At 34.5% G+C, this 23,628-nt stretch carries 17 protein-coding genes; 15 read left to right on the top strand and 2 right to left on the bottom strand.

Annotated elements, in window-relative coordinates; genetic code table 11:
• Positions 1-42: 42 nt before the first annotated feature.
• Entirely contained in the window at positions 43-789 is a 747-nt protein-coding gene (locus HJ01_RS11900) for an NUDIX hydrolase (protein ID WP_007138677.1), read from the bottom strand.
• A 162-nt stretch (positions 790-951) separates the two neighbouring features.
• Between HJ01_RS11900 and HJ01_RS11895 the strand changes: the two genes are divergently transcribed.
• The 13 genes from HJ01_RS11895 (at position 952) to HJ01_RS11835 (ending at position 19,746) form a co-directional block, all read left to right on the top strand.
• The gene (locus HJ01_RS11895; RefSeq protein ID WP_007138676.1) at positions 952-3,417 is read left to right on the top strand and encodes a glycoside hydrolase family 3 N-terminal domain-containing protein; all 2,466 of its coding nucleotides are present in this window, start codon (positions 952-954) and stop codon (positions 3,415-3,417) included.
• A gap of 214 nt (positions 3,418-3,631) precedes the next feature.
• Complete coding sequence (locus HJ01_RS11890) at positions 3,632-4,756, top strand: acyltransferase family protein (RefSeq protein ID WP_007138675.1); 1,125 nt, start codon at positions 3,632-3,634, stop codon at positions 4,754-4,756.
• A gap of 810 nt (positions 4,757-5,566) precedes the next feature.
• A complete protein-coding gene (panB, locus tag HJ01_RS11885; protein WP_007138673.1) occupies positions 5,567-6,385 on the top strand; it encodes a 3-methyl-2-oxobutanoate hydroxymethyltransferase in 819 nt (272 codons plus the stop codon).
• 62 nt (positions 6,386-6,447) lie between these two features.
• The gene (locus tag HJ01_RS11880; RefSeq protein ID WP_007138672.1) at positions 6,448-7,206 is read left to right on the top strand and encodes a glycosyltransferase; all 759 of its coding nucleotides are present in this window, start codon (positions 6,448-6,450) and stop codon (positions 7,204-7,206) included.
• An 18-nt stretch (positions 7,207-7,224) separates the two neighbouring features.
• Positions 7,225-8,643 (top strand): ArnT family glycosyltransferase, encoded by a 1,419-nt coding sequence (locus HJ01_RS11875; RefSeq protein ID WP_007138671.1) that lies wholly within the window; start codon positions 7,225-7,227, stop codon positions 8,641-8,643.
• Positions 8,644-8,660: 17 nt separating this feature from the next.
• The gene (locus tag HJ01_RS11870) at positions 8,661-9,350 is read left to right on the top strand and encodes an RluA family pseudouridine synthase (RefSeq protein WP_007138670.1); all 690 of its coding nucleotides are present in this window, start codon (positions 8,661-8,663) and stop codon (positions 9,348-9,350) included.
• Positions 9,351-9,423: 73 nt separating this feature from the next.
• Complete coding sequence (locus HJ01_RS11865) at positions 9,424-10,752, top strand: aldehyde dehydrogenase (protein WP_007138669.1); 1,329 nt, start codon at positions 9,424-9,426, stop codon at positions 10,750-10,752.
• Positions 10,743-11,480: a nitroreductase family protein gene (locus tag HJ01_RS11860; RefSeq protein WP_007138668.1), complete on the top strand. Its 738-nt coding sequence runs from the start codon at positions 10,743-10,745 to the stop codon at positions 11,478-11,480. Before HJ01_RS11865 ends, HJ01_RS11860 begins: the two co-directional genes overlap by 10 nt.
• Before the next feature lie 33 nt (positions 11,481-11,513).
• Positions 11,514-12,305, top strand: coding sequence for a hypothetical protein (locus HJ01_RS11855; RefSeq protein WP_007138667.1), 792 nt, complete (start codon positions 11,514-11,516; stop codon positions 12,303-12,305).
• 830 nt (positions 12,306-13,135) lie between these two features.
• Positions 13,136-16,519: a PAS domain S-box protein gene (locus HJ01_RS11850; RefSeq protein ID WP_157999921.1), complete on the top strand. Its 3,384-nt coding sequence runs from the start codon at positions 13,136-13,138 to the stop codon at positions 16,517-16,519.
• Between the two features lie 85 nt (positions 16,520-16,604).
• Positions 16,605-17,465, top strand: coding sequence for a neutral zinc metallopeptidase (locus tag HJ01_RS11845; RefSeq protein ID WP_007138665.1), 861 nt, complete (start codon positions 16,605-16,607; stop codon positions 17,463-17,465).
• A 227-nt stretch (positions 17,466-17,692) separates the two neighbouring features.
• Entirely contained in the window at positions 17,693-18,052 is a 360-nt protein-coding gene (locus HJ01_RS11840) for a hypothetical protein (protein ID WP_007138664.1), read from the top strand.
• A 407-nt stretch (positions 18,053-18,459) separates the two neighbouring features.
• Complete coding sequence (locus HJ01_RS11835) at positions 18,460-19,746, top strand: DEAD/DEAH box helicase (RefSeq protein ID WP_007138663.1); 1,287 nt, start codon at positions 18,460-18,462, stop codon at positions 19,744-19,746.
• Positions 19,747-19,830: 84 nt separating this feature from the next.
• Here the strand turns inward: HJ01_RS11835 and HJ01_RS11830 are convergent, their stop codons facing one another.
• The gene (locus HJ01_RS11830; RefSeq protein WP_007138662.1) at positions 19,831-21,366 is read right to left on the bottom strand and encodes a YifB family Mg chelatase-like AAA ATPase; all 1,536 of its coding nucleotides are present in this window, start codon (positions 21,364-21,366) and stop codon (positions 19,831-19,833) included.
• 368 nt (positions 21,367-21,734) lie between these two features.
• On the opposite strand from HJ01_RS11830, the gene HJ01_RS11825 reads away from it, so the two are divergent.
• Positions 21,735-23,207 carry a sodium:solute symporter gene (locus HJ01_RS11825; RefSeq protein ID WP_007138661.1) on the top strand — a complete coding sequence of 491 codons (1,473 nt, stop codon included), beginning with the start codon at positions 21,735-21,737 and terminating at the stop codon, positions 23,205-23,207.
• Positions 23,188-23,622: a GNAT family N-acetyltransferase gene (locus HJ01_RS11820; RefSeq protein ID WP_007138660.1), complete on the top strand. Its 435-nt coding sequence runs from the start codon at positions 23,188-23,190 to the stop codon at positions 23,620-23,622. The genes HJ01_RS11825 and HJ01_RS11820 overlap by 20 nt, the downstream gene beginning before the upstream one ends.
• The last annotated feature ends 6 nt before the right edge of the window (positions 23,623-23,628 follow it).

Below are 23,628 nucleotides of genomic sequence, written 5' to 3'. Positions count from 1 at the left end.
GAAAAACAGGAGAATAATTATTTTCATATTTCGTTATTTAATTTACCAGCCTTCATTAAATCCGTTAGTGAGTGCCATCTGGTATTTCTCGATATCAAATTTATACAAGTCTGGCGCTTTATGAGCCCCGCCTTTCCTACTCTCTTCTAGTTTTTCAAGAATATCATAGCGCAACATCTTTCTATAGAAATTACCGCGATTCAGCTTCTTACCCAGAATGATTTCATATAATTTTTGAAGTTCAGGCATAGTGAATTTCTCAGGCAATAAATTATAACCAATTGGCTTATGATTTAATTGTCGGCGAAGCGTTTCTAAAGCCTTGTCAAAAATCTCCCTGTGATCCATCATAAAATCAGGTAGGTCTTCAATTGATATCCACTCACAAGCATCTGAAATATCATCCATTACTAAGTTTACTTGCTGAAAATCAACTAAAGCATAAAAGCCAACAGAAAGAAACCGTTGCTTATTCCATAGTGTATCCTCAAAATCGTCAAAAAGTCCATTTGAGCGATTCAAGTCGCTAAAAATTTTGAATTGCTGCAAATAAATATTCTCTGCCCCTGTCCTTTGGTATAAAATTCTATTAGCAGCCTCTTTTAGATTATCTTCTTTTAAAACATAACCACCTGGAAGAGCCCAAACATTTTTATCCTTTATTCTGGTAATAAGCACTTTCAAGCTTGCTTCTTGAAAACCGAAAACTACACAATCAACTGATAAATTAGGAATATACTTTTTCCATGCCGCAGCTGACTTTTCTTCTACTATTTTTTTAAACTCCATGTATCTTAATTGGCTGCAAAAATACGAAATTGATTATACTTTTATCTTTTAAAAACTGATAATCAGAAAAATAATCTCTTTTTTTTACAAAAATAGCAGAAAAATCATTAATATTGCTTCATATTGAAGCAATGAAAAATAACTAGTAACTAAAATAACCACATGAGAAACAAATCAATTTCAAAAATCGCAAAAACATCACTGCTGTCTGCATTGCTGTTTTCAGGAATTTCTTGGGCAAACAATTCAGAAACTAACGAACCTAAACCGAATCCTATTCTAACCATAAATGGTTTTAGCTTTTCTGACCTAAACAGAAATGGAAAATTAGATAAATACGAAGATTATCGACTTTCAACTCAAGACCGAATCCAAGATTTAATCAATCAGATGACTGATGAAGAAAAAGCAAGTATGCTTATTGGAATTGGAATGCCAGGCTTTGACTGGGCTAAAATGCAGTTTAATACTGGAAAAGACACTGCAAAAGTACCTGGTTCTGCCGGCGGTACAACTGCGATTTCGCGATTAGGCATCCCTTCGATAATTGTATCTGATGGGCCTGCTGGTTTACGTATCAAACCAATAAGAGAAGAGGATTCGAATACCTATTATGCTACAGCATTTCCGGTAGGAACTGCATTAGCTTCTACTTGGAACGAAGCCCTGATCAATTCTGTTGGTAAAGCAATGGGGAATGAAGTAAGAGAATATGGAGTAGATGTTTTGTTAGGTCCAGGTATGAATATTCACAGAAATCCATTGTGTGGAAGAAACTTTGAGTACTATTCTGAAGATCCGCTATTGACAGGTAAAATTGCTGCTGCAATGGTAAACGGTATACAATCTAATGGTGTAGGAACATCGGTAAAACACTTTGCAGCTAATAACCAGGAAAGAAACAGAATGGGCGTTAATGCGCATGTCAGCGAAAGAGCTCTACGCGAAATATATTTAAGAGGATTTGAAATCACGGTTAAAGAAGCGCAACCATGGACAGTGATGTCTTCTTACAATTTTTTGAATGGTGCGTATACATCAGCACGTAAAGACCTTTTAACAACCGTACTTCGTGACGAATGGGGTTTTAAAGGATTAGTAATGACAGACTGGTTTGGAGGTTACAACGGATTTGGAGCTATCAGGGATAAAGACGCTGTTAGTGATGTTGTCAAACAACTTACAGCTGGTAATGACTTGTTAATGCCCGGTTTACCGGCTCAAAAAAAGGCAATTGTTACAAACATAAAAAACGGCACACTATCTAAAGAAGATATCAACATTAATCTAACTAGAGTGCTAGAATTGGTAATGAGATCCCCTGCCATGAGTAACTACGAATATTCAAATAAACCAAACTTAAAGGAAAATGCTCAGGTTACAAGAGACGCTGCAGCTGAGGGTGTCGTTTTATTAAAGAATGAGGGTAATGTATTACCGTTTACTTCAAAATCAGCTCCATTAGCCGTTTTTGGTATAACATCGTATGATTTTATTTCTGGTGGTACTGGAAGTGGTGATGTAAATGAAGCATATTCTATTTCATTAATTGATGGCTTGACTAACTCTGGTTTTTCTATTGATGCAGAATTAGAAGGATTATACAACCCATTTATGAAGGCTCAAAAAGAGATTGAGACTAAAAGACGTGAAAAAGAAGGTTTATTGGCAACTCCAAAAAGACTTCAGGAATTAGAGGTAAGTTCAGAAATCGTTCAACAAAAAGCTAAAAGTTCTGAATTAGCATTAATCACAATAGGTAGAAATGCTGGTGAAGGTGATGATCGTAAAGTTGATGAAGACTTTAACTTGGCACAAGATGAAGTTAACCTAATCAATACCGTTTCGACTGCTTTTCATGCTCAAGGCAAAAAGGTAGTTGTTGTTTTAAACATCGGTGGTGTGATCGAAACGGCAAGTTGGAAAGATAAAGTAGATGCTATTCTTTTACCATGGCAACCAGGTCAAGAAGGCGGAAACTCTGTTGCAGACGTTTTTTCTGGAAAAGTAACTCCATCAGGAAAATTAACGATGACTTTTCCTGTAAAATATGAGGATGCTGCTGCAACTAAAAACTGGATAGGTACACCTGCTGAAAACCCTACAGACGTAACTTATGAAGAAGGTGTTTATGTTGGATACCGCTATTTCAACACATTCAATGTAAAACCATCTTATGAATTTGGTTACGGATTATCATATACTACTTTTGATGTTTCAGCAATAAAATTAAGTTCTACTACATTTACAAACAAAATAGAGGTTACGGTAACTGTAAAAAATACAGGTAAAGTAGCTGGTAAAGAAGTAGTGCAATTGTATCTGTCCTCACCTGCAAAAAACATTGACAAACCAAGTTCTGAATTAAAGGCTTTTGCAAAAACGAATTTATTGCAAGCAGGCGAAAGTCAAACACTTACTTTAACATTGAATCCTAAAGATTTAGCTTCGTTTATCACCAATAAAAATGCTTGGATTGCTGAAGCTGGTTCGTATAAAGTAGCTGTAGGAACATCATCATTCGATATTAAACAAACGGCTCAGTTTTCTTTAGCAAAAGAATTAGTCGTTGAAAAAACGCATTCGTCTTTTGCTGCAGATGTTAAATTTGAAGATTTGAAACACTAATTAATACATTCAATTACTAATACAGCTTCTAGAAAGGAGTACAACTTAATAAGCCTGACAGAAATGTTGGGCTTTTATAACTAAAATTAATTGCGATTTTAGTCGTTAAAATTAGTTTTGACTACTAAAAGCAGTCCTTTTTTACAGCTTGAAAATATATTTTTTGTCTTCGAAATAGCATAACGAACATTTTAATAAATAACAACTGAAACATATGAATACTAAGGCTTCAAAACCTCATTATCCTATTTTGGATGGATTGCGCGGTATAGCAGCACTTATGGTAGTTGCTTTTCACATTTTTGAAGCACATGCTACAAGTCATCTCGACCAAATTATAAATCACGGCTACCTTGCCGTTGATTTTTTCTTTTTACTATCTGGTTTTGTTGTTGGCTATGCTTATGATGATCGATGGGATAAAATGTCCATTGGTAATTTTTTCAAACGCCGATTGATTCGACTACAACCCATGGTAATTATGGGAATGATTATCGGAGCTTTGTTATTTTATTTTCAAGATTCAGCAGCACTCTGGCCTACTATAAATGAAGTTCCTGTCTGGAAAATGCTTTTAGTAATGGTTATTGGATTTACACTTATTCCAGTTCCCACATCTTTGGATATTCGTGGCTGGGCAGAAATGCATCCTCTCAATGGACCCGGCTGGTCATTGTTTTATGAATATATTGCCAATATTCTCTATGCCCTTTTTGTTAGAAAACTTTCAAAAACGGCCCTTAGCATACTTGTAGTTCTTGCTGGATGTGCATTAGTCCATCTTGCGGTTACAAGTCCTAATGGAGATATTATTGGAGGCTGGTCACTAAATACTGAACAAATACATATTGGTTTTGCTAGAATGATGTATCCGTTTTTTGCAGGAGTGTTGCTTTTCCGTTTGGGGAACTTAATTCAAGTTAAAAATGCGTTTTTTTGGTGCAGCTTACTAGTTATAATTGCATTGGCTATGCCAAGAGTTGGAGGAAGCGCACATTTATGGCTGAATGGTGTTTATGATTCAGCGGTTGTTATTTTGTTTTTCCCTATCGTTATTTTCTTGGCAGCAAGCGGAGAAATTAAAAGCAAGTTCGCCGGACGAGTATGTACCTTTTTTGGTGACATATCCTACCCTATATACATTACTCACTATCCGATCATATACATATATACAGCATGGGCCGTAGATAATAAAATGAAGATTAGCGAAGCATATCCTGTGAGTATATTAGTTTTATTGTCATGTGTTGCGCTTGCTTACACTTGCTTAAAATTATATGACCTGCCTGTAAGACGATGGATTAACCAAAAAGTACTCCAAAAACAGCAGGACAAATAGATTCTAAAATTGTCCTTTTATCGTGTTTTTGTTATAAAAGATAATAATTATTTTTAATAAAAACCTATTTGATTATAGCAAAAAAACTTAGTGTAACATTGCTTTTCTTCCACAGTTATTGAGTGTTTTTCCTTTCTGGAATTATGTCCTTTTATACCTTAAGTGATGTAGTGTTTAGAGATTCTGATTTTTTGAAACAGAAAAAACAAGTTATCAAAACGATTAAACCAGATGCTAGCGGAGAGAAATAAGTAGGACGTAAGAGACACGAGGCTTGAAAGCACTTCGCAAAAAAGTAAATAGCATTTGTTTTAAGGATGCAATCTACAAAAACCGGTTTAGTTGATTAAAAAACATAACATCTTCCTTCAGTAACTGAAGAAATACTATATCTCCATAAAGAAAAATGAGGAGCTCTATTGTTCCTATATAAATATCTTTTTTGAAATGACTCTTTTATATTTTGTGCGGTCCTCTTTTCAAATGTTCATGACGAAAAAATCGATATTCAAAAAAGGAAAATACTTTACGGCAGCTAGCATCATATTAACCTTGATCGTGTTGTTTGTACAGCGATAAGCAGAGGTAAAGAAGGTCTTAAATAGCTAATCTGATCTCTATTTATAAGAAGTAAATAATTGAATACCTGAATAGAAACTGGACGAATCTACTTTTAACAATTATCCAGCGTAGAACTTAAATAAAATGGGGCAATTTATTCGGCCCCTTTTTTTTGTTTCTAAAGAATTTGTTTCACTACTTTTACAGTATATAATCCGACACCTAAGTTGTGCCAAAAATAGCAATCCCATGTCAGCAGCAAAAAAAGACTACAAAAGAGTTACTACCAAGTCACTAATTGAAATGAAGAATAATGGAGAAAAAATCTCCATGCTCACCGCTTACGATTTTACAATGGCAAAAATTGTGGATTCGGCAGGTATTGATGTTATCCTAGTTGGAGATTCTGCTTCAAATGTTATGGCCGGGCACGAAACGACCCTACCTATCACTTTAGACCAGATGATCTATCATGCCTCCTCAGTTGTACGAGCCATCGAAAGATCCTTAGTTGTTGTGGATTTACCTTTTGGAAGTTACCAATCAGACCCTAAAGAAGCGTTGCGCTCGTCCATCAGAATCATGAAGGAAAGTGGCGGACATGCAGTAAAACTGGAAGGTGGAAAAGAAATTAAAGAATCAATTAAAAAAATATTAAATGCCGGAATTCCTGTCATGGGACATTTGGGTCTTACTCCACAATCTATCTATAAATTTGGAACTTATACTGTACGCGCCAAAGAAGACGAAGAAGCAGATAAATTAATGGAAGATGCAAAATTATTAGAAAAACTAGGTTGTTTTGCGTTAGTATTGGAAAAAATACCTGCACACTTGGCTGAAAAAGTGGCCAAAAGCATTTCGATCCCAGTAATAGGAATAGGTGCTGGTGGCGGTGTTGACGGACAAGTTCTTGTAATCCATGACATGTTGGGAATGAATAATGAATTTAGCCCTAGGTTTTTACGTCGCTATATGAATTTGTATGACGGAATGACAACAGCAATAAGTCAGTATGTTGCTGATGTAAAATCGAGTGACTTCCCTAATGAGAAAGAGCAGTATTAACCTATTATTGATGTTAACTTAACAAACAACGTAGTACATTTACTCAATAAAAACACACCCTAATGAGAGAAATACCTTCTTCTTTTATTGTTATACCTTGTTACAATGAAGAAAAAGGTATTTCTTTTTTAGAATACTCCCGATTTCTTGATAATTTTCAAGACAGCATGATTTGCTTTGTTAATGATGGTTCAACAGACAATACTCTTGAGGTACTTAACACTCTTAGAAAAAAACATCCAACTCAGGTCCATATTGTTTCCCTGATAAAAAATTCTGGAAAGGCAGAAGCAGTCAGAACGGGAATCAATTATTGTAATCAAAATTTTAATCATCGCTATATAGGATATTTAGATGCCGATTTGGCAACAACCCTCGAGGAATTCATGGATATTAGTCATTATCTAAAAGAGGAAGTTGTTTTTTGTTTTGGCTCACGAATTAGAAAAATTGGCTCTGTAATCGAACGTCAAAATAGCCGTTTTTTAATCGGGCGCATAGTCGCCACTTCCATTTCCAAAGTACTTGATCTAAAAGTATATGATACCCAATGCGGTTGTAAGGTTTTTACAAAAGAAGTTTCGGAGCTTTTATTTAAGAAAAAATTCATTTCAAAATGGCTTTTTGACGTTGAAATATTTTTTAGGATGATGATTCTTTTCGGGAAAGAAAAAGCTATTCAAAAAATGCATGAAGCCCCTTTAAAATCATGGATTGAAAAAGGGAATTCAAAAGTAAAAACAACTTACTTTTTTAAACTGTGGATTGATTTATATCAAATTAGTAAAAATTACAAAAATAATGGGAAAGAATATGTTTAATTTAAAAACAGCTGGAAAATGAATGTAGAGAAATTTAAAAGCAATTCTTATGTTCTGTATATCTCCGTAATTCTTATCGCGCTGTTTAGATTATTGTTGACTGCAACGATTCCCCTATTAGACAAAACAGAGGCAAGATATGCTGAAATAGCCAGAATTATGCAGGAAACAAATCAATGGGTGGTCCCTCAAATTGATTATGGCATTCCTTTTTGGGCAAAACCTCCTATATCTACATGGTTGTCTGCCGGTAGTTTTATTGTTTTTGGTGTTAATGAATTTGCCGCTAGATTTCCTTCTTTTCTTCTTAGTATCCTCTTATTGGTTATAGCGGGGAAAATGGCAAAAAAAAGCGGTGTTTCTTTTTATTTACCAGGCTTTATTTTATTGACGACTCCTGAATTTCTAGTTCACACAGGGGTAGTTTCTACAGATACTGCTTTAGAATTTTGTATAGCCATAATGATGATTTCGTTTTGGAAAACCATGAAGAGTGAGCAGAAAACCTACTGGAATTATCTGTTTTTTATCGCCTTGGGATTGGGACTATTGGCAAAAGGCCCACTTATTATGGTGCTGACTTTTCCTCCGTTATTTTTATGGTGCTGCTTGGACATACGCAGATTTCGTGAATTATTTTCTAAGTTTTCAATCATCACTGGAATTCTAATCACATTAATAATAGGACTGCCTTGGTATTATTTTGCAGAACAGCAATCACCTGGTTTTCTGGACTATTTTATAGTTGGAGAACACTACAAACGATTCGTCGAACCGGGTTGGAAAGGTGATTTATATGGTAGTGGTCACTCACAGCCAAAAGGAATGATTTGGGTTTTCATGCTCGTTTTTGGACTTCCTTGGATCCAAATCGTTTTGTATAAATTATGGAAAATACGAAAAACAATTTTAAAAAATGATTGGGTTTCTTTCTTGGTTTTATGGTTGTTTTGGACTCCCCTATTTTTTACGCTTTCTAAAAATATATTGCATACCTACACCCTTCCAGTAATGATGCCTATCATGTTTTTGATGGTATATTGGTGGGAAGATTTCACAAGAAAAAAAGTACTGATTCGCATTGCATTAATTTTTCCAATAATTGCTTTTGTAGCCTATACTGTAATTGCAACTGGACTATTTGATGACAAAATGAATACTGATAAGTATATACTAGAGCAACTTATGGAAAAAAACGAAAACAAGGATATTCCTTTGTATTATTGGAAAGAGAAAAATTATTCTGGACAGTTTTACAGTAATGGCAAAGCCCAACTAATAACAACTGAAAACCAATTTGACTCCATTTTTAAAATCAACAAAAAAATAATTTTAATCACGTTGAAAAAAAGGGAGAAAGAAATTCCAAAAAAATATATTGAACAGATGGTTTTAGCCGAAAGCAATTATAAAACTTCTATTTTTGTATCAAAATAAAAGAGTAGCATTAAGTAATGAAAGAGATATCGAATAAGAATAACCTTCAGGTATTGCATGAAGACAACCATATCATAGTGGTCAATAAACGTGTGGGTGATATTGTACAGGGAGACAAAACGGGAGACAAGCCACTATCTGAAGTTGTAAAAGAATACATAAAAGACAAATACAACAAGCCGGGAGAAGTATTCCTTGGAGTTGTTCACCGTTTGGACAGACCCACTACTGGAATTGTGGTTTTTGCTAGAACCAGTAAGGCACTGACGCGATTGAATGAGTTATTTAAGAATAGAGAAACTCAAAAAACATATTGGGCAATTGTAAAAAACAAACCTGAAAAATCAGCGGATAAATTAGTTCATTTCATCAAAAGAAATGAAAAGAATAACACTTCAAAGGCGCATATTAAAGAAGTGCCAGACAGCAAATTAGCGAGTTTAGACTATACTATTTTCAAAGAACTTAACAACTATTTTGCACTCGAAATAAATTTGCATACGGGAAGACATCACCAAATCAGGGCGCAACTTTCAGCCATTGGCTCTGCCATAAAAGGCGACCTAAAGTATGGTTTTGACAGAAGTAACCCTGACGGAGGCATTCACTTGCATGCCAGGAAGTTAGTCTTTATTCATCCTGTCACTAAAGAAGCTGTATCCGTTACTGCACCAGTCCCTAATGAAGTTATATGGAATGCATTATAATTTTATTTAAAGAAAAAATCATAATTGAAATTTAAAAATTAACTTGCATAATAATTAAAGAGATAATTTTAAAATGAATTATAAAACAAATATCGACTACAGAAAAGAAACTTTAATAAAGCTTCTTAACAACGTTATTATTCACGAAAACGAAATAATTCAGGCATTATATGATGATTTCAAAAAACCTGCTTTTGAGGCTGTCTTAACTGAAACCAATTATGTTATTTCGGAATTAAAAGATACTATTAAAAATATACATAGATGGGCTAAGCCAAAAAAGGTCTTTCCATCTATTCTCAACTTCCCTTCAACTGATTATCTCTATAAAGAACCTTACGGAAAGGTATTAGTTATTGCTCCCTGGAACTACCCTTACCAGTTGGCTCTTTGTCCGTTAGTTTCCGCAGTGGCAGCGGGAAATCAAGTGGTCCTTAAACCCTCTGAATTAACGCCTAAAACGTCAGCAATACTTGCTAAAATTATTGCAAAGACATTTCATATCAATCATGTGGAGGTTATCGAAGGTGGCGTAGACGTTTCCCAAAATTTACTTTCACAACGCTGGGACTATATTTTCTTTACCGGCAGTGTGCCCGTTGGTAAGATTGTTGCAAAATCCGCTGCTGTGAACCTGACTCCTATTACACTCGAACTGGGTGGAAAGAACCCTTGTATAGTTGATGAAACTGCTCACTTAAAGCTAGCCGCGAAAAGGATTGTTTGGGGAAAATTTATTAATGCAGGCCAAACCTGTATTGCCCCTGATTATATCTTGGTAAAAAAAGAGATAAAAGACCAGTTCGTGCACTACTTGAAGAATGAAATAACGGCAGCTTATGGCAATAAGCCTCAAGATTCTCCTGATTTTGCAAGAATTGTGAACAGTAAAAACTGGAATCGGCTAGCGAGTATGATAGAACCGGAAAAAGTAATTTTTGGAGGAGATACTGATGAGGCAAATTGTTATATAGCACCCACATTGATTGACGAGTCTAATCTCGATAGTCTTATTATGAAGGACGAAATATTTGGACCTTTGCTACCCATACTTTCTTATGAAAGTGAAGCCGATATTCATGTTATCGTTTCTAAATATGAAAAACCATTGTCCTTGTATGTTTTCACTACAAATAATTCATTTGCGAAAAACATAATCCAAACCTATTCATTTGGAGGAGGATGTATTAATGACACTATAGTTCATTTCTCTAACAAAAGACTGCCTTTTGGTGGTGTAGGCCATAGCGGAATTGGGGCCTACCACGGAAGCTTGAGTTTTGATGTTTTCTCCCATAAAAAAGGAATTGTTAAAAAAGCAAACTGGTTGGATCTGACAATGCGATATGCACCCTACAATAATAAATTAGTAACTATAAAAAAGTTATTAAAATGGATGTAACCCCTGAAAAATCAGTATGCGCAGCCATTCATTACCGTCGCTCTGTACGTGTTTTTACGAAGGAATCACTTGATGATGAAAAAGTAAAAGAATGCATCCATTTGGCTTCTCTTGCTCCTACTAGTAGTAATATGCAACTTTGGGAATTTTACCATATCACTTCAACTGAAGTACTAGGCCAACTTAGCGGAGCTTGCTTTAATCAGAGTGCTGCTAAAACGGCCCAGCAAATGGTAGTCGTGGTAGCTAGAAAAGATTTATGGAAGAAAAGAGTACGATCAAACATTGCTTTTTTAAAATCGCAATATGGAGACAAACTACATTCTGAATACTCGAAAAGAGAAAAATTTGCCCTGAATTATTACCAAAAAATAGTTCCAACCCTATACTTTGATTTTATTGGAATTCTAGGAGCATTAAAATATATTTCTTTCCAAGCGATTGGGATATTCAAGCCTATTTACCGTGAAGCGAGACGAAGTGACATGCGTATTGTAGCGCAAAAAAGTGCCGCACTTGCTGCCCAAAATTTTATGATTAGTATGGCTGCCATCAATTATGATAGCTGCCCAATGGAAGGCTTTGACTCTTTGAGAGTAAAAAAGATACTTAATCTTCCCAACTCTTCAGAAATAAACATGATCATAGCTTGCGGAATCAGAGATGAAACAGGAGTCTATGGAGAACGTTTTAGAGTACCATTAGAAGAGGTTTATTTTAAACTTTAACCCCCAAATCAACCAATTATAACCCAACAAAAAATGAATTCACAAAAAAACAGAATTGAAGAAATAAAAGCCAATGGATATCAATTAGATTTCGCCAACGTTTTTAATATTGCATTCGAAAATTATAAAAAAATAGCCCTTTATGCGGGTTCCTTGATATTGATATTCTCCGTTATCATTTTCGCTATAGTTGCAGTGGTTATAATTTCATTTTTTGGAATCGCAGCATTAGCTAAGATGATGAATCCCGAAAATATAACAACTCAATTGGAATCAGGAAATTTTAAATTAATTTATATGTCAATGGGAGTATTATTTTCATGTTTAATAAGTCCTTTAGCAGCAGGCCTAATAAAAATGGCTTATTGTGCGGAGAGGGATGAGGAATTCCATGTTTCCACCATCTTTGAATATTATAAAGCCCCATATTTTAAAGAACTCTTTATCGCCGTTCTCCTTATTTCCAGCGTTACTTCTGGTTTAGCTATAGTACTAGAATACGCTGGAGTACCACTAATTGGCTCATTAATAAATCTTGTTATATCATTTTTTACCTTATTGACCATTCCTCTAATTATTTTTGCTGACCTGAAAGCGGTCGATGCTATCAGTTCCAGTTTTACTCTTGTTTTAAAACAACCATTGGTACTTTTGGGACTTATAGTTGTTGCTGGGATAGCATCTATGGTAGGATTCATTGGATGTTGCATAGGAATCTTTTTTACGATTCCTTTTACATATTCTATGTATTATGCTTTGTACAGCGAAATTGTTGGATTTGACTCTCAAAATGAATTTCTGGAAGTGAAAGACCCAAAGTACTAATTCTATTAAAATAAACAAGTGTTTCAAAGAATCACTAAACTCTAACTTGAACTGTTTTTTCACAATCTTAAATCCCAAATTTTTATTATTATTAATTTGGGGTTTAACAATAATTTTCGTTATATTTCTTAAAAAAATATAAAAATCTATCTATGGCATTTTGCTATACCCTTGTTTTTTCTTTCATTTCAAATATCATTTTCGTTTTATGGAAATCTTTTCCACTTAAAACGAGACTTTCATTTATAACGTACTCTGCTGTGAAGGACGACATTAATTTAAAGTGGGTACTAATACCTATTTTAATTATTTGTTATGGTTTGTTAATCTTTAATTTTTTTAAAATTAAATCAACTTTAACAAATAAATTTATAGAAGTTAACAATGAAGAATATATTAGAAAGAAGGAATATCAGACTTATTTATTATTTCTAGGAATTATAAATCCAATAACAGAAATTAATTTTGAAATTTTTTCTGTTAGACCTAAAAGTTTATTGGCTTCAAACTTAACTATTGGCGCTGTCTTATTATTACTCTATTTTATAAGTACAAAAAAAACAATTATTTTTCGATATATAAAACAGATTTTTATTACTGTTTACATCCTTTATTTTCTTTTAATATGTAAAAGTATTCTTTTCCTAAGTTTTGATATTATTCCTATCATATCCTTTGTAGTTGCCTTTTTCTTTTCATATGTAGTCCTTAAGCCTATAAAACTCTACTCCTATTTTGTGGCGTTTATATTTTTATTTATTGGATCCAGCAGTTTTTTTGAGCTGGTACCCATTAAAACTACTGTAATCTTATTAAATTTTTCGATTTTAGTGTTTATCATAAATTATATTAGTCATGTAACGTCCTTAAATATTAAGGATAGATTTAAGTTTTCAAATGAGATTGTAAACAAAGGAAATTCTCTAGTTCTCGCAACAAATAAAAAAGGAGAGATTGTATTTTGCAGTGAAACTATCACCCCAATTTTAGGATATTCAATAGCTGATGTAATGGGAATGGGATATTGGAAAGTTACTGAAGATCCCGAGTTTTTTGGGGAGAAGTATCATGATGGTTTTAAAGAGGATGTGATTTTTACTAGGAAACTTAAATGCAAAAATGGTGAATATAAATACATTCAATGGAAAGATAAAAAATTCTCAGACGATTTATATATTGGAATTGGACAAGACGTTACAGATCAAATAAATATTCAAAAATCATACAAGAACCTTGTGGAATCTGCAACTGATATAATTTTTGAGTTGGACAAATATGGGCAATATATATTAATAAACAAAAACTCTGAAAAGCTGATTGGCTACAATTTACAAGAGTTAAAGGAAATAAAATTTCGCGATATCATAAGCGCTTCCCATTCTCAAAATGTACAGTATTTTTATTTGAATCCAACTTGGGAGATGAATAGCTTCCCAATGTTAGAATTTCCTATCATTAACAAAAGTGGGGAAGAGATATGGATTTCGCAAAAAGTATCCATTAATAGGGATGAGAAACGTGTGATAACGGGCTATTCTGTTATTGCAAGAGACATTACTTTTGTAAAAAATATTGAGAAAGAAAGAACGGAGCGACAGGAAAAAATAATTAAATACAACGAAGCATTAAGGAACTTAACGGTAAAAAGCTATTCCAATAATGCCGACTTTGAAACGATCTTAAAAAACATATTAGAGATTACTACCAAAACAATAGGTGCTAATCGAGCCAGTTATTGGAAGTGTTTTCCTGAAGAGCTTAAATGTCTAAATCTATATCAATTAAACACTGGTCAGTTTGAAAGTGGCCTTATAATGAGCAAAGAGGACTACCCAAACTATTTTGCCACTATTCAAGAAAAAATCCAAATTGTGGCTTCAGACGTATATGCCGCAGATGCGACCAAAGAATTATGTGCTAAATATGCTCCGCAAAATAAAATATCTTCACTATTAGATACTCCAGTGATCATAAATGGAAGACTGAAGGGAGTAATTTGCATTGAAACAACAGACTACGTTAAGCTTTGGAATCATGAAGATATCAATTTTGCCCGATCCGTATCAGACTTGCTGGCTATGGCAATCGAATCTAAAATGAGGCTAAAAACCGAAAAAACATTAGCTTACAAAAGCGAATTATTATCCGCAATGGCCTTGTGTACCGAAAAATTCTTAAACAGTAAGGATATCGATGCCATTTTTACTGAAGTACTGGTTATAATGGGAAATGCGACAAAATCACATCGCGCCTACTATTATAAAAATAATGCGGATCAGAAATCAATCAGCCAAAAATACCGATGGATTTTTGACAACACTAGTTTAACAGATAATAATCCTCAACTTCAAAATCTACCGTACGAATATTTTGAGGACCTTCTACTACCGCTCTTAGATAATAAAATATATCAAGCTTCTGTTCCAAAAATTAAGAACATCTCTTTAAAAAACAAATTACTCAATGTAGATGTAATTTCACTAATCCTTTTTCCTGTCTTTATAAAAAACAAATTTCATGGATTTCTTGGATTTGACAATACAGACAAAGAACGAATCTGGTCAGAAGATGAAGTCAAAATTCTACAGACTCTAGCACGAAATATAGCCTCCTCAATTGACAGTATCGCTAACGAAACGGCCATATTTGAAAGCGAAGAAAAATTTAGACTATTAGCAAATAATATACCTGGGACGGTTTATTTATCTGAAAATGATAGCGACCATACAAAACTATATCTCAATGATGAAATTGAAAAGTTAACGGGATATACGAAAGCTGACTTTTTAGAAAAGCGCATAATTTATACAGATTTGATTCATCCAGAAGATATTAAAAAGACTGTTCACGAATCTATGGAAAGTCTATCTAAATCTGAACCATTCCACTTAACCTACCGAATCATAAATAAAGTTGGTGACATAGTATGGGTAGAAGAGTTTGGTGACGCCGTAATTAAAAATGGAAAAATCATTTATATTGAAGGCATCATGCTGGATATCACTAAAAGGAAAGAGGCAGAAAAAGCGATACAAGGACGTGAATATGCTGAGGCGGCTAATAAGGCAAAGTCTGAATTCCTAGCTAATATGAGCCATGAGATCAGAACGCCGCTCAATGGTATAATAGGTTTTACTGATTTATTGATGAAAACCGAGCTGGGGGAAATTCAGCAAAAACATATGATCACCGTCAATCAATCTGCCAATTCGTTATTGGGAATTGTGAATGACATTCTTGATTTTTCGAAAATCGAAGCTGGAAAACTTGAACTACATATTGAAAAATATAATGTAAAAGAGTTATTGGATCAAATAATAGATTTGATATTTTATGAATCCAATCAAAAAAAGCTGCAATTAGACCTAAATATTGCTGCAGATATTCCAAAATATTTTTGGGTAGATATTGTACGGCTCAAACAAATTCTAATTAATCTTTTAGCAAATGCCGTAAAATTTACTGAAAATGGGTTTGTAAAATTAGAAGTTACACTCCTTGAAGAAATTAATAGTTCCACTAATAGAATCCGTTTTGCAGTGATTGATTCAGGCATAGGAATTATGGAAATAAATAAGAAAAAAATATTTAAAGCTTTCTCACAGGAGGATAGCTCAACTACCAAAAAATTTGGGGGGACAGGCCTAGGGTTGACAATCTCAAACAAATTGTTGGGACTTATGGGCAGTCATCTAAAACTTAAAAGCCAAATAGGTGTTGGAAGTTCTTTTTATTTCGATCTAGATTTAAAAAGTACGAATGCATCAAAAAAATTTACATCGCTAATTACTAACCCAGATTATGTTAGTAATGATATTATTTTAAAGACAGACGCCAAATTTGAAAATTTAAAAATAATGCTTGTTGAAGACAACAAAATCAATATGTTATTACTAAAAACTATAATCAAAAACATACTCCCGCGAGCAAGTGTTTTTGAAATTCCCAATGGGCAAGAAGCCTCAATTAAATTTGAATCCTTGGCTCCTGACATCATTTTCATGGACATTCAAATGCCAGTCATGAATGGATACGAGGCTACAAAAGCGATACGAAGTTTAAAAATGGGCAAACACATTCCTATAATAGCCGTTACCGCCGGAACAGAAAAAGAAGAAAAAGATAAATGTATAAAAACCGGAATGAACGATTACATTTCAAAACCTATCGCAAAAGGAGTTATTGAGGAAACTCTTATTAAATGGGTGACCTAATTTGTTAAATTAAAGTGAATACCTAAAATATTTATTTAAATTTGGAAAACAATTACAGGTAAATATCAATTAAAAAGTAATATTTATGAAATGGCAAGGCAGACGAAAAAGTGATAATGTTGAGGATAGAAGAGGTATGTCTTCTAGCGGAAAAACAATTGTAGGTGGTGGAATTATTGGAATTATAATTTTACTCTTAAATATTTTTGGAGGTGAAAATGCGCAAATGCTTACACCAATATTGGAACAGATGAATCAAGGTCAAAGCGCTCCTACTGAACAAAGAGACCTAACTACTCAAGAACTAGAAGAACAAGCTTTTATAGAAACAATTCTTGCTGATAATGAAGATGTGTGGACTAAAATTTTCAAGGAAAACAACCTCAATTATAAAAAACCAAATTTAGTCTTATTTACAGGTGGAGTTGAAACTGAGTGTGGTAATGCAACCTCAGATTCTGGTCCTTTCTATTGCCCTGCAGACCAAAAAGTATACATGGACTTAACGTTCTTTGAAGAATTGAAAACAAGATTTGGTGCTCAAGGAGGAGATTTTGCGACTGCCTATGTAATTGCTCACGAGATTGGGCATCATGTTCAAACATTATTAGGTACATCAGCAAAGATGCGTGAAATGCAACAAGGCAAAACTAAGGCTGAAGCCAATAAATTATCTGTAGCATTAGAGCTACAGGCTGATTTTTATGCTGGTGTTTGGACCCATTATAACCAAAAAATGAATAATATATTAGAGGATGGTGACATTGACGAAGCTTTGAGTGCAGCTCATGCTGTTGGCGATGATGCCATTCAATCAAAAATGCAAGGTCATATCGTTCCTGAATCTTTTACACATGGAACATCCGAACAAAGGAAATACTGGTTTATGAAAGGCTATAAATCGGGCGATATCGAACAAGGAAATACGTTTGATGAATTAAGATAAATTACAGTTTCAATTGAACTCAAAAAATCGGGATATACTCCCGATTTTTTTGTTTATGTAGAACTTCTGAAACAGAACTAATTCAACTTTAAAACAATAAAAAGGATACTTTAAATACCATTCCCCGATACTTATCGTCTAATCACCTTCGTAAAAATACTCCCTGACTTATATCAATCAGTCTACTACTTTATATTGATAAATTTATACCCAATAAATGAGTGAACATGACTAAGAACGCAAATCAACTAGGTATATGGATGGATCACTCTGTTGCCTATCTAATAGAATTTAGCACAAAGCCTTTCGAAATTCAAACAATTGTGGGTGAGTTTGTGCTGGAAAACGATACCCTCAGTACTACTAAAAAATCTATTTTAAACAACCATTACAATAAAATTGGAAAGACTATACTAAAATATAAAAAAATCGTACTTTTTGGTCCCTCTGACGCAAAGCTAGATTTTTTTGATTTTTTAAGTGAGGATGAACGCTTTCTGAAATTGAAAATAGAAATTAAGAATCCTGATAAGATGAACGTTAACCAACAGCATGACTTTATAAAAGAATACTTTGGACAAGATTAATAAGGCAATACCTTACTATAAAACCTCTCACTTAGCATTTCTAATATTTTAAGCTTTAACATGATGTGTCTTATAGAATTGGCATCTAAATTCTGAATTCTGCAGATTTCTACCTTTACAAAATTTCAGTATAAACCGATTTAGAACAATAGAAGCGTTCAGAGAATAAGCATCATAATCCTAGTGATATTTGATTTTTTAAATAGTAATTATACTTTTATTGCTTCAATTTTAATTTAGTTTACCACTAGCCTTCTTTACGTTTTTTAAATATGATTAAATTGAAATGCCATATTATATTGAAACAAAGTCAACCAATCAAAAGCAGATAGGAAAAATTAGCAGTATCTTCGCGCCAAATTAAAGGAGTAAGCTTAATAATAGTGTTTACTTCATAAACACAATTTATGTCATTCAACTCATTAGGCTTATCTGATGCTTTACTAAAAGCTATCAGCAAAAAAGGATACACAACACCTTCTCCAATACAACAAAAAGCAATTCCACCTATTTTAGAAGGTAAAGATGTTTTGGCATCTGCACAAACAGGAACCGGAAAAACGGCTGGTTTCACACTACCGATATTACAAATATTAGCAGAAGGGAAACACTTAAGTCACAGACCCATTCGTGCGTTAATATTAACACCTACAAGAGAATTAGCAGCTCAAATACTTGCTAATATAAAAGAATACAGTGAATTTTTAGATTTACGTAGCACAGTGATTTTTGGAGGGGTTAATCAAAAACCACAAGTTGCTCAATTGCGTCAAGGTATCGATATCTTAGTAGCAACTCCTGGCCGATTAATCGATTTGCAAAATCAAGGTTTAATAACGCTTTCTAAAGTTGAAATACTAGTTTTAGATGAAGCAGATCGTATGTTAGACATGGGTTTTTTAAGAGATATTGAGCGTATTATGAAAGTATTACCTGTAAAAAGGCAAAACTTGATGTTTTCGGCAACCTTTTCAAAAGACATTAAAAAATTAGCAATGGGTATTTTGCATAAACCAGTTCAGGTTGAAGCTACACCCGAAAATACTACAGTTGACGCTATCACTCAAAAAGTGTATCCTGTTGCAAAAGAGAAAAAAACAGAATTAATTATCAAATTAATTACGGAAGGAAACTGGAAACAGATTTTAGTTTTTACACGTACCAAGCAAGGTGCAAATAAATTAACTGAAAGTATGATTAGCGCTGGTATTCAAGCAGCGGCTATTCACGGTAATAAAGGACAAGGCGCAAGAACTAAAGCTTTAGCTGGTTTTAAAAACGGAAGCCTAACCGCTTTAGTTGCGACAGATATTGCAGCGCGGGGCTTAGATATTCCATTATTACCACATGTTGTGAATTTTGAATTGCCTAATATTCCTGAAGATTACGTGCACCGTATTGGTAGAACAGGAAGAGCTGGGGCAAACGGAGAAGCTATTTCTTTATTCAGTCCAGACGAAACTGTATTTTTACGCGATATCGAGAAATTGATTGGCATGAAACTACCTAAAGAAAACATAAAAGGTTTTGAGCCAGACCCGAAAGCATCAACCGAACCTATTAAACAAGGGCAAGGTAGACAACAACGTAATTCAGCACCAAGAAAACCAAAAGCGGAAAATACAACCCGAAGTAGCAGTAATAGCTTTGGTCCGAGACGTCCTAGTCAAAATAATGACAGACGTTCTAATTAAATTACAAACGGGAATATTAAACACACAAATCAAGAATCCTTTACTTTAAGTAAGGGATTTTTGTGTTTTATAGCTGTTCCAATTTCAACCCAACCATCCATCACGATCCAAACTTCTATACTGAATAGCTTCCGCAATATGAGAAGAAACTACCGTCGGAGCAGCATCCAAGTCAGCAATAGTTCTAGCTACTTTCAAAATACGATCGTAGGCACGAGCAGAAAGGTTCAGTCGCTCCATTGCGGTTTTTAATAATTGTTTAGAAACATCATCAAGAGCACAATATTCTCGGATGTGTTTGGTATTCATTTGTGCATTATAATGTATGTTTTCCATTTGTTCAAAACGTTCCGATTGGATTTCGCGTGCCGCTGTAACCCTTTTTCTAATATCAACACTAGATTCTGCTTTTCTATCATCAGATAACTTTTCGAAAGGAACTGGAGTTACTTCGATATGAATATCAATCCGATCCAATAATGGTCCAGAAATTTTACTCAAATAGCGTTGCATTTCGTGTGGCGAAGAAGTTTGCGGAGAATCTGGGTCGTTAAAAAAACCACTCGGACTCGGGTTCATGCTGGCTACCAGCATAAAAGACGATGGATAGGTCACTGTAAACTTCGCTCTGGATATCGTCACTTCCCGATCTTCTAATGGCTGACGCATGACTTCTAGAACATCCCTTTTGAATTCAGGCAATTCATCCAAGAACAAAACTCCATTATGTGCCATAGAAATTTCCCCCGGTTGAGGGTAACTGCCTCCTCCAACAAGGGCAACATTAGAAATAGTATGATGTGGGCTCCTAAAGGGCCGCTGATTCATTAAACCAACTTCCTTCAGCTTCCCGGCCACGCTATGAATTTTAGTCGTTTCTAAAGCTTCTCTCAAGGTCATAGGAGGTAAAATACTTGGTAAACGTTTGGCCAACATCGTTTTTCCAGCACCTGGCGGTCCAATGAGAATGATATTGTGTCCCCCTGCTGCCGCAATTTCCATACATCTCTTGATAGATTCTTGACCTTTTACATCACTGAAATCAAATTCAGGAAAATCAAGATCTTTATAAAATTCAGCTCTGGTATCTATTGTTGTTGGTTCTAGATTTCCCTTTCCTTCAAAGAAATCAATTACTTCCTGCACATTTTCGACCCCATAAACATCTAGACCGGCCACTATTGCAGCTTCTTTTACATTTTGTTTTGGAAGGAAGAATCCTTTGAAACCCTCCTCTTTCGCCTTAACTGCAATGGGCAAAGCTCCTCGAATGGGTTGCAAACTGCCATCGAGAGAAAGCTCTCCCATTATTATATACTTGTCTACGTCTTTAGCTTCAATTTGTTGGGAAGCTACCAGAATCCCAATGGTTAAGGTTAAATCATAGGCAGAACCTTCTTTCCGCAAATCGGCAGGAGCCATATTGATAGTTATCTTTTTTCCTGGCATAGAATAACCATTATTTTTAAGAGCAGAGGCAATTCTATAGCTACTTTCTTTAATGGCATTATCAGGCAAACCTACTAAATGGTAGCCAATTCCCTTATCAATATTCACTTCAACGGTGATTGTGGTGGCTTCCACCCCAAACACTGCGCTTCCAAAAACTTTAACTAGCATGGGCAATTATTTTTACTAAAAATAGACAATTTTAACATACCAAACTAGACAATAATTTAACCTAAAAAAAGAATGATTAATAGACGCTAAACAAGGAATTAATAGCAATAAAAATACTTTTACATACACCTCTTAATTATTCGGGTTAGCGGTTTCTATGGGTTTTTCGATATATTTTCTTATATTTGCCGATATTTATTGGTTTTTGGGGCCAAAAAAGCGTTTTATTGTCAATAATTCGTATACCCCTCGCTACGATCTCATATTCCTGAAATCATCCTGAAAAATCATCTTTTAATGCAGTTTACTGTATCCGTTGCCATTTGGAAAAATTCCATTCACAGGCATTAAAATAATCAGAATATAATATGCACACAATAGATTATATTATCTTTGTTATTTACATGGCTGCCATGTTAGGTGTTGGTCTTTATTTCTTTAATAAAAATAAAACAGCCGAAGATTTTTACGTAAGTGGACGTAATATGAGCAGTTGGCATATTGGTTTATCCGTTGTTGCCACTGATGTCGGCGGTGGATTTTCAATTGGATTGGGCGGGCTCGGTTTTACCATGGGAATTTCTGGTTCATGGATGTTATTTACCGGACTACTTGGTGCTTGGTTGAGTGCTGTTTACCTTATTCCAAAGGTCAGCCATTTAGGACACAAGCATAAATTTTTTACTTTTCCTCAAATATTTGACCATTTTTACAATAGCAAAGTCGCGCTGTTAGCTGGAATTATTTCTGCTATAGGATACATTGGGTTTACGAGCTCGCAGGTTTTGGCTGGAGCCAAACTAGCTTCTGCTACCATAGAAGGATTAGATATACAAATGGCATTGATTGTTATGGGCGCCATTGCAGTAATCTATACAGCAATTGGTGGGTTAAAGGCTGTGATATACACTGACACGATACAATGGTTGATACTGATTGGTGGATTGGTTTTCATCGGAATACCAATTGCATATAATGCTGTAGGAGGCTATGATGTGATTAAAGCAACATTAGCTCCTGAATATTTATCGTTAACCAACGTCACATGGTACCAAATTTTAAATTGGTCCGTAACCATCATTCCAATTTGGTTTGTGGGAATGACTCTATACCAGAGAATCTATGCCAGTAAGGGTGAAAAAGAAGCAAAAAAAGCTTGGTTAATTGCCGGTATCTTCGAATGGCCTATAATGGCTTTCATGGGCGTCATCTTGGGAATGCTTGCCAAAGTTGCCGCTACAAACGGTATGTTTGAAGGAATTACCGATGCTGCATCAATGGATAGCGAAATGGGATTGCCTATTTTATTAGCGACTATTCTTCCCGTTGGATTAATGGGTTTGATGCTTTCATCTTATTTTTCGGCTATACTATCCACCGCTGACAGCTGCTTAATGGCCGCATCTGGAAATATTGTCACTGATATTCTTGCCAAATTTTCTAAGAAGGAGTTAACACATAAAAAAGAACTCCGTCTTTCTCAAATAGTAACACTATTGATTGGTGTTTTTGCCATATTACTGGCGTCACAAATGCAAAATGTACTGGAACTGATGCTCTACTCCTACGCATTCATGGTATCTGGATTATTCATTCCTGTACTTGGTGCTTTATTTTGGAAGAAAAGTCATCCCATTGCTGCTTTTTGGAGTATGCTTTTAGGAGGAGGTACCACGATTTTCCTAATTATTACAGAAAATAAATTACCTTTAGGAATAAAATTACCCGAGCATTTGGATGCAAATATTTACGGGATAAGTATTTCACTCCTTTTATTCGTTACCATATCGATTTATCATAATAACAAAAAAGAAAAACAAAATGGAATTCAAAATAATTAATGCAACTTCAGGAGAAGACAAAGCATATACCAATCAAATAATTGCTCAGTTTCTGTATACTCATTTAGAAGAATATGGAGATAAAATTGAAGATATTCTAAAATGTATTGATTATGTCATGCATCCAGACAAAGGAGGAAATATAGTAGTTGGTTTAGAGGAAAATAAAATTGTAGGTGTTACAATTTTAAACAATACCAATATGAAAGACTTTATCCCAGAAAATATTTTGGTATATATTGCAGTTGACAATAGCCAACGAGGCAAAGGATTTGGAAAACAATTAATGCAAAAAGCCATCTCAATTGCAGAGGGAAATATTGCACTACATGTTGAACCAGACAATCCTGCAAAAAAACTATATGAAAAACTAGGATTTACTAACAAATATCTGGAAATGCGTCTCATCAAATAGTCCAAA

Source organism: Flavobacterium frigoris PS1, assembly GCF_000252125.1.
Classification (GTDB): Bacteria; Bacteroidota; Bacteroidia; order Flavobacteriales; family Flavobacteriaceae; genus Flavobacterium; species Flavobacterium frigoris_A.
The sequence above is the reverse complement of the archived record's forward strand: the minus strand, read 5'-3'. Positions and strand labels throughout refer to the sequence as shown.